Annotated in this window: 12 protein-coding genes and 1 other annotated feature; of the genes, 3 read left to right on the forward strand and 9 right to left on the reverse strand. The window is 43.4% G+C overall.

Annotation, left to right across the window (positions count from 1 at the left end):
* Positions 1-13: 13 nt before the first annotated feature.
* Complete coding sequence (pheS, locus tag ACIQZD_RS03570) at positions 14-1,054, reverse strand: phenylalanine--tRNA ligase subunit alpha (protein ID WP_402899880.1); 1,041 nt, start codon at positions 1,052-1,054, stop codon at positions 14-16.
* Positions 1,055-1,112: 58 nt separating this feature from the next.
* Positions 1,113-1,354, reverse strand: a binding site (T-box leader).
* Between the two features lie 43 nt (positions 1,355-1,397).
* Positions 1,398-2,156: a TrmH family RNA methyltransferase gene (locus tag ACIQZD_RS03575; protein WP_402898254.1), complete on the reverse strand. Its 759-nt coding sequence runs from the start codon at positions 2,154-2,156 to the stop codon at positions 1,398-1,400.
* Between the two features lie 123 nt (positions 2,157-2,279).
* Between ACIQZD_RS03575 and sspI the strand changes: the two genes are divergently transcribed.
* Positions 2,280-2,489, forward strand: coding sequence for a small acid-soluble spore protein SspI (sspI, locus tag ACIQZD_RS03580; RefSeq protein ID WP_057911488.1), 210 nt, complete (start codon positions 2,280-2,282; stop codon positions 2,487-2,489).
* 16 nt (positions 2,490-2,505) lie between these two features.
* On the opposite strand, the gene ACIQZD_RS03585 is transcribed toward sspI, so the two are convergent.
* From ACIQZD_RS03585 to ACIQZD_RS03615, 7 genes are all read right to left on the reverse strand, one after another.
* Positions 2,506-2,889 carry a hypothetical protein gene (locus ACIQZD_RS03585; RefSeq protein ID WP_402898257.1) on the reverse strand — a complete coding sequence of 128 codons (384 nt, stop codon included), beginning with the start codon at positions 2,887-2,889 and terminating at the stop codon, positions 2,506-2,508.
* Between the two features lie 486 nt (positions 2,890-3,375).
* Positions 3,376-4,161, reverse strand: a complete 786-nt coding sequence (locus ACIQZD_RS03590) for a general stress protein (RefSeq protein ID WP_402898260.1) — start codon at positions 4,159-4,161, stop codon at positions 3,376-3,378.
* A 168-nt stretch (positions 4,162-4,329) separates the two neighbouring features.
* Entirely contained in the window at positions 4,330-5,259 is a 930-nt protein-coding gene (locus ACIQZD_RS03595) for a YsnF/AvaK domain-containing protein (protein ID WP_402898263.1), read from the reverse strand.
* A 244-nt stretch (positions 5,260-5,503) separates the two neighbouring features.
* Positions 5,504-6,829 (reverse strand): (Fe-S)-binding protein, encoded by a 1,326-nt coding sequence (locus tag ACIQZD_RS03600; protein ID WP_402898266.1) that lies wholly within the window; start codon positions 6,827-6,829, stop codon positions 5,504-5,506.
* On the reverse strand, positions 6,826-8,238 hold the full coding sequence (gene glcD, locus ACIQZD_RS03605; protein WP_402898269.1) for a glycolate oxidase subunit GlcD: 1,413 nt from the start codon (positions 8,236-8,238) through the stop codon (positions 6,826-6,828). The genes ACIQZD_RS03600 and glcD overlap by 4 nt, the downstream gene beginning before the upstream one ends.
* 115 nt (positions 8,239-8,353) lie before the next feature.
* Complete coding sequence (locus ACIQZD_RS03610; protein WP_402898272.1) at positions 8,354-9,466, reverse strand: PucR family transcriptional regulator; 1,113 nt, start codon at positions 9,464-9,466, stop codon at positions 8,354-8,356.
* A gap of 74 nt (positions 9,467-9,540) precedes the next feature.
* A complete protein-coding gene (locus tag ACIQZD_RS03615; RefSeq protein WP_402898277.1) occupies positions 9,541-11,229 on the reverse strand; it encodes an L-lactate permease in 1,689 nt (562 codons plus the stop codon).
* A 255-nt stretch (positions 11,230-11,484) separates the two neighbouring features.
* Here ACIQZD_RS03615 and ACIQZD_RS03620 point away from each other — a divergent pair, with 255 nt between their 5' ends.
* Together ACIQZD_RS03620 and ACIQZD_RS03625 are read left to right on the forward strand one after the other, a co-directional pair.
* Positions 11,485-12,216: a FadR/GntR family transcriptional regulator gene (locus ACIQZD_RS03620; RefSeq protein WP_402898281.1), complete on the forward strand. Its 732-nt coding sequence runs from the start codon at positions 11,485-11,487 to the stop codon at positions 12,214-12,216.
* A gap of 179 nt (positions 12,217-12,395) precedes the next feature.
* Positions 12,396-13,112: a (Fe-S)-binding protein gene (locus ACIQZD_RS03625; RefSeq protein WP_402898284.1), complete on the forward strand. Its 717-nt coding sequence runs from the start codon at positions 12,396-12,398 to the stop codon at positions 13,110-13,112.
* Positions 13,113-13,133 lie beyond the last annotated feature (21 nt).

Below are 13,133 nucleotides of genomic sequence, written 5' to 3' on the forward strand. Positions count from 1 at the left end.
TTAAAATAAAAATTTATGCTTCGTGATGGTTGAATTGCTTTAAGAATCGAACATCATTCGTATAGAAATGACGGATATCGTCCACACCGTACTTTAACATGGCAATCCGTTCCACACCGATTCCAAATGCGAATCCAGAGTATTTCTTGGAATCGAAGCCAGCCATTTCAAGGACGTTCGGATGAACGATCCCGCCGCCAAGCACTTCGATCCAGCCTGTTTGTTTACAAACGCTGCAGCCTTTACCGCCGCAGATTTTACAAGAAATATCGACTTCGACGGAAGGCTCCGTAAATGGGAAGAAACTAGGACGAAGACGGATTTCACGGTCTTGCCCGAATACTTTTTTCGCAAATACGTCCAGTGTTCCTTTCAGGTCGCTCATGCTGATGTTCTCATCGATGACCAAGCCCTCAATTTGCTGGAATTGATGGGAGTGTGTCGCATCATCGTTATCACGGCGATATACTTTTCCTGGGCAAATGATTTTAACAGGTCCTTGACCTTTATGTTTTTCCATCGTTCTGGCTTGAACAGGTGACGTGTGCGTACGCATCAGGATTTCATCCGTGATGTAGAAGGAATCCTGCATATCACGTGCCGGATGGCTTTTTGGCAAGTTAAGTGCCTCGAAGTTGTAGTAGTCGCTTTCAACTTCAGGACCTTCCGCGACGGTATAACCCATACCGATGAATAAGTCTTCGATTTCTTCCACGACACGTGTTAATGGATGATGGTTCCCCTTGTTTACCGGACGTCCTGGAAGTGTGACGTCAATCGTTTCAGTTGCTAGCTTTGCATTGACTGCCGCGGTTTCAAGTGCTTTTTGTTTCTCCTCGATCTTTGTTGCAATCGCTTCCCGTACATCATTGGCTAGTGCCCCGATTTTCGGGCGTTCTTCGGCAGATAATTTACCCATGCCGCGCAATACCTCAGTGATTGGCCCTTTTTTCCCTAAATAAGCAACTCGGACTTCATTCAGTTCTTTCAATTCGGAAGCGGCGGCAACTTTTTGCAACGCTTCTTCCTGCAGTTCTATTAAACGTTCCTGCATCATGTCTTCCTCCTTTATTTTCCTTTTGTAAAAATGAACACAAAAAAACCCCGATCCCTAAAGGGACGAGGTTTATGTATCGCGGTACCACCCTTATTAGTGCACAAAACAAAAAACTTCTGCACTCACTTCATTAAAAATAACGGCTCTTCACCGGAACATTTTTCAGACATCCTGTCTTCCCAATGCCAACTCGAAAGGTGAATTCACTTAAGCAGTGCCATAAAAATGCTTTCAGTCAAGGCATTTTCTCCCTGGATATGGTTAACTAAAGCTACTACTCTTTGTCATCGTCGTTTCATTATAAAATTCTGTTTTATTATATTATAATTCTTCGGCCGTTTCAAATCGATTTTCGTAAATGGTACATTAAAATCCCGGCAGCGATACCCACATTCAATGATTCGCTTTTTCCGTAGATGGGAATATAAAGGTTTTTAGTCGTTTTCTCCAGTAATTCCTTCGATACTCCTTGGCCTTCATTACCGACCAGGAGGGCAAATCGGGAAGACTTTTCCACTTCCTCAAATGGCGATGCGCCTTCTAATGCCGTGCCATAAACCGGTGTGCCGCCTTGCTTCAGTTCATCGATGATTTCGGAAAGGTTCCCTTTAATGACAGGCATATGAAAGAGGCTTCCTTGCGTCGAACGGACCACTTTGGGATTATACAAATCAGCACACCCTTCGCCAAGTATGACCGCATCGATTCCAGCTGCATCCGCTGTCCTGATCATCGTTCCAATATTACCCGGATCTTGAACGGCATCGATCAACAATAGCTTATCCGGATTGATGGACGCCATGCTCGTTGATTTCTGTTCACAAACCGCGGCAATTCCCTGCGGGGCTTCGGTATCGCATATCGCCTTCATAATATCATTTTTCACATAAATGAGTTCTGTGCCTTCCACCTTAAAATGGGCAGGCATTTCAGTTTCTTCATTTATGATCACTTCCAAGACGATTTCTTCTTTTAAGGCTTCTTCAACTAGGTGAAAACCCTCGATTAAATATTTACCTGTTTTATCGCGTTCTTTTTTGGTCAAAAGTTTTTTCCATTGCTTAACTTGCGGGTTTTTTACGGATTCGATATATTTCAAGGGTAAACGCTCCTTTAACTTCACACTGATTTTCCTATTATAACGCAATTCACATACATATTGCATGCGAGTTTGTGAAATGCTATTAATGTTCAGTCATTATGTGTTAGAGGAGGAATAATTATGAATTTAAACTTACGTAATGCGATCATCCAAAATGTATCTGGAAATTCGCAAGAGCAGCTGGAAGACACGATTGTCGATGCCATACAAAATGGCGAGGAAAAAATGCTTCCTGGATTGGGAGTATTATTCGAGGTCATCTGGCAAAATTCATCCGAGCAGGAAAAACAGGAAATGATCACTGCCCTGGAAGCAGGATTAAAAAAATAACAGCCTTAGCAGGCTGTTATTTTTTTGATTTCGCTTCGCCAACCTTAATTTCTTCAATGGAGACTTCTTCATCAAGCAGCAAGATGAATTTTTTAGAGCTCACTTCTTCAAGCATCGCTTTTGTCTCAGCAAAAGAGTAGCCATATTTCGTGAAAAAGCTGCGTAAATCTCCAGATCCTTCATCTGTGAAGTAGTGGAAGATTTTCAAGAAAAGAGTGTCCTCCTTATCCTGATTGGCAATGATCAGTATATCCGTATGTTCATTTCCAAGCTGCACATAATTTTTTATATCAGCTGCCACTGTCATTTGGGTGCCAGATATGCCTTTAGCTTTTAAGTCTTGAATTGCAGCAAGTAGTTCCGGATTAGAGTCAAAAACACCATATACGTTTTTTTCCATGTTTCTCCCTCTCCTTGTTACTCTACTAAAAATAAAATTCCTTAGTCATTATACCTTGCGGCTTTAACAATAAACAAGCAAATAGTATAGCGGAGATTCCTAACTAATGAACGTGGAAACCCTTTGCCTAAAGGGTTTTACAAAAATAGCCTGTAGACAAACTAGATGAAAAATCGAGTTTACCTGCAGTTTCTTTCTTTATGGCTTATACAACTTGGATGTTGATTTCCATTCCAGGCACTCGCTTTCAGCGGGGGGCAGGGTGCTTCCTCGGCTTGCGCCTGCGGGGTCTCCCTTAGACGCGCTTTTCCCGCAGGAGACTCGCACACCCACTCCAACCAACTAGATCGAAATCAAATCGGAGGATATAAGATGTTGCTTTGGGTCAGATTGTTCGGGAACATAATTTGATGAAAGATATATTTTCCGAACCCTCTTTATCCACAAACTGAAGAACAGCCTTGTGCAGGCTGTTCTTTTTGCGTATTACAGATTGTCGGTATTGATTCGATTTTTGATGTATTCTTCTTGCATGCCTTCCTCTTCCTGTCCGCTCGCATTGGGGCTCAGAGTCTGATCGTCAGTATCGGCAGAAAATGGATCTACATGAGGGTCGCTTCCCAGTGTCCCTTCATGATTCCCTGGTTTTTGCTTCTTGAATTTTTCTGTGGAGTTCCCCCAGATTTCCCTTTCTTGAGCTCGCTTCGTACCCAGCTCTTCATTTTCAAGGATGTTAGCAGAATTCCCGTGCAGCTCTTGACTTCTTCCTGGCTGTGCTTCCACTTCTCCTGATTGATAGGCATTCGCTGTTGTTTCAGGAAAAAGGTTAGGGTCCGGATTGTTCACCACCCCTGTTTTAAGCGGATTCTCTGCAGGTTCGTCCGTATCCTCGATACGATTGGAAGTTATGTTATCTCGTGCTGATACGGTTTCCGATTCATCTAAAAGAATCAGGAACTTTCCAGCCTCCACTTCATTTATATAAGCAGTGGCTTCACTATCGGCAAGCCCTAACTCACCTAGTCGGTTCCTTATATCTTCAGAACCCTCGTTCAGGAAAAAGTGTTTCATCTTATCAATGAAGGAATCCTCATTAGAGTTAGTAACGACGTCGACATCCGGATCACGCTTTTCATTGACGAGATTCAAATCTTCTTTCCTATCAGCTATTACCGTTATTTCTCCTTCATGGACCCCCTTTCCCTTGAGGGATTGTATAGCCTGGATTATTTCTCTATCCGTATTAAAAACACCATATAATGTTTTTCCCATGCTTCTTCCTCCTCCTATTATTTCGATATTTCTTCTTATGTGTATTTATACCCTGATGGTTGCTAATTAAACAAAAAGGTTTGCCTTCCCCAGGCTCAGACCTTTATTATGTCTTTAAAATCAAAAAGAAGCCTGCAGTTTTAAAACTGCAGGCTTTTTCCTTCACTCTTAGAAGCGGTCGGTTCTACGTTCAGCTGCCTTTTTCTCATTTACGATCGATTCATTTGTACTATCAAGCTGGATATCTTCCTTTTTAAGAGTATCCTGAACTTGTTCCGTTTCTTGTACAGCATGTTTCTTGATGACAATCTCATCTGTGACGACCGGTTTTTTCGAAACTTCCAATTTTTCTTCAACAACAGGGATCCGTATCGTTTCCCCATCTTCAATGCTTCCAGTTTCCAGATCCGATTCACGTCCTGAAACTGACCTATGCTCGACTGTCACTTCTTCGTGTTCAACAGGGACATTAATCGTTTTATGCTGTTCATTGACTTCTTTGTTAATGACGACTTCACCTGTCTGTACTCTTTCTTTATCAATTTTCAGCTGTTCTTCCCGAAGTGTAAGCGTCCTTTCATCCTCTGGCAATTCACGGCCTTGGCCGTTGACTCCATAAACATCTTCTTTATTTAATGCATCGGTTTTTTCAGTACCATTATACAGTTGGTTAGTGGAATTTGTATTAAGCCTTGTACCTGCAGTGTCCATTGTACCAGTTGTGAATTTATCTCTTGCCGTTCCAAGGTGGCCTTCACCTTCTTCAACCAGAACCAGGACTTTTCCATTTTCTACATCAAAGACATGTTCAGCAGCTTCACTATTCGAAAGGCCTGCATTCGCCAATCTTGTTGAAAGGTCTGCCGTATCATCCGGCATGAAGAAACGTGCCACCTTGTCCATAAATGATTCGTCATTAGGAACATTCGTCATTGTGTGAACATCCGTTTCGCGTTGAGTGTTCGTGAAATCCAATGTTTCTTCCTTGTCTGCGACGACCGTGATATCGTCCCCTTCAAAGCCCTTTGCCTTAAGTGCATTTATTGCCTGGATCACTTCTGCATTTGATTCATATACTCCATATACTGTTTTATTCATTTTACATTCCTCCTTAGGTTTTGTTGTTTCGTTTAATTGATGCTATGTATAAACTCTACCCGCTATGAACCTAAGTAAACGAGGAATCAATATTTCTTTTTTGTTATAACATTTACAATTTGTTCTCAGCACAGAACGCATTTTTATCTAAAGTCCAGACTTTACAAGGGTTTCCTCATTTATTAAATTGTAATGTTTAACCAAATAATTCCATTTATTTTCTACTTGCATTCTTTTTCTTCTATTATAAAGCCACAGCCTTTATTAGCAGGTCTGCAAAATGCACCGCTTTCGTACAATCCCCCAAGTTTTCCCTCTCGATCCCCAATTGCATTTGTAACAGACAGCCAGGGTTTGCTGTTACAACAATATCGGCCTGTGTCGATTTTGTGTGCTCCATTTTAGAGTCAAGAATATTCATGGACATCTCTGATTCAACAATATTATAAATCCCAGCGGAGCCGCAGCATCGATCGGCATTCTTCATTTCCCTAAAATCGATTCCATCTATCGATTGAAGGAGAATTCGCGGAGCCAAGGAGGTGTTCATCACATTCCGTAAATGGCAGGAATCCTGGAAAGTTACGGTTTGAGCTGGCAGTTTCAGGCGGAATTTTTCCTGAAAACGCAAATCAACGAGAATCTCGCTGATATCTTTCAACTTATTTTTAAATGCGATTGCACGGTCGTGCCATTCCGGTTCAGCTTGGAGCAGATGGTCATAATCTATGAGAAAAGCTCCACAGCCGCCGGCATTCGTAATAATATAATCAACTTCCTCCGCTTCAAAAGCTTCTATATTACGCTTGGCCAGTTGCTTAGCACCTTCTTTTTCACCACTGTGCCCATGCAGCGCCCCGCAACATGCCTGGGATTTCGGAATCACGATTTCACATCCGGCCAGCTGAAGAAGCTTTAGTGTTGCCTTGTTCGTTTCCAAAAACATCGTATCCATCAAGCAGCCGGAAAAGAAAGCCACCTTTTTGAGCGGCGTTCCGATTGCAGGCAGCTCGGTTGGCCTATTTTTCATTTCTGATTTTTTCGGGACTTTCGGCAGCACTTTTTCCATGGTTGCCAAATTATCTGGAAGCAGGTTGAGGACTCCCGTTTTACGGGCCATGTATTGCAGTCCTGATCTCTGATAGAAGCCAAGCAAACTCGTCATGGCCTGCATTCGCTCCTGGTGTGGGAATAACCCACTAAAAACGGCCTTGCGGATCGTTTTTACAGGGTAACTGTGTTTTTTATTCTGATGGATGATATCCCTTGCTTCTTCAAGAAGATGTCCATATTTCACACCTGAAGGACACACAGGCTCACAAGCCCTGCAGCCGAGGCAAAGACTCAACGAACGTTCCACATCCTCATCAGGCTCAATCACACCATCTGCCACCGCTTTCATAAGTGCGATCCGGCCCCTTGGTGAATGGGATTCCTTCAGCCCCGATTCTATGTATGTCGGGCAATGGGGTAAGCAAAAGCCGCAGCGCATACAATTCAACAATTCATCTTCATTCATTTTTTCCGCGAATTGAATGGCAATGGTTTCCCTTTCCTGAACTGTCGTCATGAAGTAACCACCACCCTTTTTCTTGTTTCCTTGGCAAATACTTTGCCGGGATTCATGATGTTATTGGGATCGAAAGCTTGTTTAATCGCTCTCATGGCATCAATCCCTTCTTTCTTCAGCTTCCATTCAAGATACGGGGCCTTCATCGCTCCCACACCATGTTCACCGGTAATCGTCCCGCCAAGGTCGATAGCCGCGGCAAAAATGTCGGCAAAAGCGAGCTCCACCCTCTCCATTTCCTCATGATCACGAGCGTCGGTAATGCACGTTGGATGCAGGTTCCCATCCCCAGCATGACCAAAAGTGCAAATGTCCACGTTATGCTTGTCTGCGATTTCATTAATTGCTTTAACCATTTTGGCAATTTCCGAGCGGGGAACGGTGGCATCTTCCAAAATGGTCGTCGGCTTGAGGCGTGCCAGTGCGGAAAGGGCTGTCCGTCTTGCTGTTTTCAAGGCGACAGCGTCAGATTCCGTTTCGGCAATTTCCACTGAAACCGCCTTTTCCTCTAGACAGATATCGGCCATCCTTTTCATATCACGTTCCACCACTTCAGGCGGACCATCCTGTTCAATCAGCAGGACGGCTTCAACATTGGTGGGCAAACCGATTTTCGCGAAGTCCTCAACAACGATCAAAGTCGGCCGATCCAGAAATTCCAATGTAACAGGAATGATCTTATTTGAAATGATCTTGGCCACTGACTGGGCTGCAGCATCCAGATCTTGATATAAGGCAAGCATCGTCTTTGTCGTTTCCGGCATGGGGATCAGCTTTAGGATCGCTTCCGTAACGATTCCCAAGGTCCCTTCCGATCCGACAAATAGTTTCGTTAAATCATATCCGGCTACGTCTTTGGCAAGCTTGCCCCCTGTTCGAATGATGTCTCCATTCGGAAGGACAACTTCAAGCCCGATGACATAATCACGGGTGACTCCGTACTTTAATCCCCGCAGTCCACCAGAGTTCTCATTAATGTTGCCGCCAATCGTGGAGATTTTCATCGAACTTGGATCCGGCGGATAAAACAATCCCTTTTCTTCAACTGCTGAAATCAAGTCCAATGTGATGAACCCAGGCTGTACGGTCGCCGTTAAGTTCTCCTCATCTATTTCAAGTAATGAATTCATTCGATTGAATAAAAGGACAAGCCCTCCCTCTGTCGGGCAGGTGCCTCCGCTCAAATTCGTCCCAGACCCGCGTGGAACGATCGGAACATTATATTCGTTGCAAACTTTGACGATGGCTGAGACTTCAGCTGTGCTGCCCGGTTTAATGACAGCATCCGGCATCGCTTGAAAGCCTGGCGTTGCGTCATATGAATAGACTAGACATTCCACTTTCGAGTCATCGTAATTCTCCTGACCGACGATGTTAAGAAGTAGCTGCTTAACCTGCTTTGTTAACATGTACACCCTCCTCAAAAACATAGGAAATTCGAGATTTTTTATATGATGTAAGTATAAGAAAAAAACACTCAACCTTCTATGTATGAACATATAGAATTTAGTGCTTTCCAGAGAATTATTTTGTATGTTTATCCAATACTCTTACTGCTAGATACATAGTGACTAAATCGGCTAGCTTCCTAGGGTTCAGTCGGGTCAAATCCTCTATGCGCTTAAGCCTGTAATGAAGGGTATTGATATGGATATGCAGGGCTCTAGCGGTTTCCTTCAAAGATAGATCACATGCAAAATACATGGAAAGGGTTTTAAGCAGCTCCTCATTAGGAAGCAGCTCCTGAATCGTCCTGGATAAATATTCCTGTCTTGTTTCAGCGGTAACTTCATCAAGCAGGACCTCAAGCTTCAAGTCCTCATCAAATATGATCCCCGATGAAGGACACGCGATTTTCAAGGAACGTTCCGCTTTAAAAAACGCGGACCTGAAAACGGATCCTGATGCACGCGAACTAACTCCTGCACACACTTTATAACCCGAACTCTCCTCCAGCTTTTTTTGCAGTTTACTTAGTTTATTATATTGCTGGTTTTTTGAACCGATGAAATCGGCTATTGAAAGAATGACGAATTGGTTCCTCCCCCAACGGACTGCGATGTCATTGGGATGCTGCTGTCTTATGTAAATCTGAAGCGTTCTCCAAACATGAGGTTCAATGATTTCCTCAGTCTTGAATTCACCAAGAGTGATGATCCGGTCTGCATGAACATCGACCCCAAGCAACTTGGCCTTCTGAAGGAAATGCTCATTGAACGTCTGCAGCTGATGCCATTCAAATACAAAGAATTCCATCAGACGTGATTGGGATTCTGCTTGTTCGATATGATAGCTTTCCTGAATGAACATCTCCGTCATCTTTTTTAATAGTTCCGCATAAGGGGAAACATGTTTGGGGTCACCTGTAATTCCAATGACACAAACAGCTTCCTTGTTGAAGAAAATAGGTAGGTTTATACCTGCCTTCACTCCTTTCCAACTTCGTTCATCCTGTTTGTTGATGATCAATTTCTCACGATTGTTGAAAGCGTGGATGGCTCCTTCATGATAAGATCCAATACGGCTGCTGTCGGTGCTGGCGATAATTGTGCCAGCATGATCAATAATGATGATTTCCTCTTCAATCAGTTTCCGAACCTCATGAACCAATTTTCCTGCCACAGCTGCCAATTGCATTATATTTCCTCCTTTTTTGTATTGGCTTGATAAATATTTCGAGGCTCCCCTATGAAAGGAGAGCCTCATTCTACTTATGGAATCATCCAGGAAAGGACGCCATTTTGCAAGAAGGTAATCACACAAACAAGCAGTAATAAGAAAAGACTATGTTTGAGCGTGAATCTCAATAATTCCGATTCCCTGCCCGCCAATCCAACTGCAGCACATGCAATCGCTATCGATTGAGGTGAAATCATTTTTCCGGTCACCCCTCCGGAAGAGTTCGCCGCCAGTGCCAGGACCGGTTCCATCCCCACCTTAAGAGCGGTCACTTTCTGCAGACTGCCAAATAAGAGGTTGGCTGATGTATCCGATCCGGTAATGAATACACCCAGCCAGCCAAGAACCGGTGCGAAGAACGGAAATAAATCACCCGATTTTGCAAGGGTCATCCCTAATGTTGTCGACATGCCTGAAGAGTTCGTTACATAGGCAAAGGCCACCACGGTAGAAATCATCAAGATTGGTTTTGCCAACTCTTTCATCGCTTCAACAAAGGTGCCAAAGAAGTCTTTTGCAGACATGTGTGCGATGAACTTCGTTACGATGGCAGCCAGTAAAATGGCAGTCCCGGCTGCTCCGAGCAGTTCTATTTTATAGAAAGCCGCAATCGGCAATCCATTGCTTCCGATTATCTCATTATGCAGACCTGGGACTTCGATTTGGAAGGTTAATAGCTTCCCGATTTCATTGATTGCGCCAAGCAGCACATTGTTGCCTTCATAATGTCCGGAGAGTGCCGGCTTTATTGGGTTCATCCCCCATATTGTTATGAAAAGCGTTAACAGAAGGAATGGTGACCAAGCATGGAATATCTGCCATTTCGTGTATTTTGTTTCCGCTTCGGCTGTATATAAAGGTTCGACAGTGGCTGCCGTTTCCTCGGATGCAAAGCGAAAAATCGTTTTAGGTTTCCAGAATTTAAGGAAGATCGCCAATGCAAGTAGTGACACTAACGCCGAAAGGATGTCCGGTAATTCGGGCCCAAGAAAATTTGAACTTAAGTACTGTGTGATGGCAAAGGAAATTCCGGAAACCAAAATTGCCGGCAGGACTTCAAGCGACCTTTTCCATCCAGTCATTATCAAAATGAGATAAAGCGGAATGAAAGCCGAAAGGAATGGCAATTGGCGGCCGACCATTTTTGAAATCTCCATGGCGGCTATGCCAGTAGGGCCTTCCATGGCGATGATCGGTATTCCAACCGCCCCGAATGCTACCGGAGCGGTATTCGCGATCAAACAAATCCCGGCTGCATAAAGAGGGTTAAATCCGAGACCGACCAAAAGCGCGGCTGAAATGGCGACCGGTGCTCCAAATCCCGCAGCACCTTCTAAAAAGGCCCCGAAAGAAAATGCCACCAATAATGCCTGAAGACGGCGGTCTTCCGTAAGCGAAAGCACCGAAGAACGAATGATATTGAATTGTCCGCTTTTAACGGTCATTTTGTACAAAAATACGGAAGTGATGATTATCCATCCGATTGGGAGCAGCCCATATACAGCTCCTTGTGAAGCAGACATCACTGCTTTTCCTGCAGGCATTCCATATATCAATACAGCCACTGCAAGAGCTACAAGCAACGTGGTTATACCTGCAATGTAACCTTTCATACGTTTGATGGTAAGTGCCCAGAAAAAGTAAAGAATTGGAATGAGTGCGGCAAGAGATGATAAAACTAAATTATCGGTGATCGGCGTAAAGTTTTGTGTCCATGTCATTGATTTCGACTCCATTTTCTATAGATTTTTTAAAAAATTCAGAAATCAACCGCTAATTGAAACCCCTTACATATCAAAATATTCAAAGTCATCAGATGACTTGATGAGTACTCATTAAAATTAAATGATTGAAAATATAAAATCAAGATTTTTTTTTATTTTTTGTTGATTTTTCACCCTTCCGGAAGTGTCAAAGAGCATTTGTGTTATATAATATTAAGCAGAGAAACTCATAGAAAATAGAGGTGCTACTACTTGGTATATAAAAAAATAAAGCCGAAAAAAATTTATGAAGAAGTCAGCGATGAACTTTATGAAATGATTCGGTCAGGCAGCCTGAAACCAGGTGAACAATTGGATTCCATTCAGCAGCTTGCGGAAAATTTCCAAGTCGGGCGCCCGGCCATCCGCGAAGCATTAAGTGCATTGAGTTCAATGGGACTTATTGAAATAAAACAAGGTGAAGGAACATTCGTTAAAACCTTCGACCCCGCCATCATGAACCACCCCTTGTCTGCCGCCCTTTTGATGGATCAAGACAATATCAAGCATTTACTGGAAGTTCGGAAAATCCTTGAGTCCGGTACGGCAGAAGTGGCAGCGAAGAAGAGAACGGAAGAAAACCTTATCGAACTCAAGGACAGGCTTTTTGATATGGAAAAGGTATCAGATGATGAAGAGCTAAGTGATAAAGCGGACATCGCCTTCCATGTTGCAGTGGCAAACGCATCACAAAATGAGCTGCTGATTACATTGATGAACCACGTTTCAGAATTAATGACGGAAAAGATGCGTGATATCCGTCGGATTGCGCTTTATTCCGAAGAGATGACACTTAAGCAGCTTTACCAGCAGCATGTCAGGATTTATGATGCAATCTTGACACAGGATGAAGACGGAGCCCGCAGTGCCATGCTGTTTCACCTTCAAAGCGTCGAGGAATCCCTGGACCGGGTCATCCAAAAAAATCAGCAAAAGCATAGTTGACCTTTCTTTAATTTTAAAAATACCCTATACAAAAAAGGATTAAATTGATATATTATTTTGAAAACGATTACTTCATTTAAAAAATCTTGGAAATTGGTATATTCTCTAAACCATTTCCTTTTTCCATTTCCTGGTCATCAGATGACCTGTTAACCTATTTGAAAAAGGAGGAGTTCAGATTGAAAGTTACTCTCTTTGCAACATGTTTAGTGGATTTGTTTCAATCCAATGTCGGCAAAGCGACAGTGGAGCTACTCGAGAGATTAGGCTGTGAGATTGATTTCCCGGAGTCCCAGATATGCTGCGGACAGCCGGCATATAATAGCGGGTATACGAAGGAATCGAAGGAAGCTATGAAAAAGATGATTAAAACGTTCGCGGATGCTGAATACATCGTAACCCCTTCCGGTTCCTGTGCAGCGATGTTCAAGGAATATCCGGCCCTTTTCAAAGGCGATGCCGAATGGGAAAAGAAAGCGGCATCATTAGCGGCTAAAACATATGAATTGACCCAATTCATCGTGGATGTCTTAAAAGTGACCGACGTCGGGGCGACCCTTAAGGGAAAGGCCACTTATCATACTTCATGCCATATGACACGGCTGGTTAAGGTCAAGGAAGCACCTGCCATTTTGTTAAGCCATGTCAGGGGACTGGAAATGACACCACTTCCAGATGCCCAAAACTGCTGCGGGTTCGGGGGAACCTTTTCGGTCAAGATGGGTGACATTTCCGGGCAAATGGTCGAGGAGAAAGTCTGCAATATTGAAGCTACCGGGGCCGATTTTTTAATCGGCGGGGATGCAGGATGTTTGATGAATATCGGCGGGCGGATCCAAAGGAAGGGGCAACCGGTGAAAGTGCTTCATATTGCGGAAGTCTTGAATAGTATTTAAAGAAAGCGAGGAGGGGAAAAA

This window comes from Peribacillus sp. NPDC096447 (genome assembly GCF_044762725.1).
In the GTDB taxonomy this organism is placed as follows: Bacteria; Bacillota; Bacilli; order Bacillales; family DSM-1321; genus Peribacillus.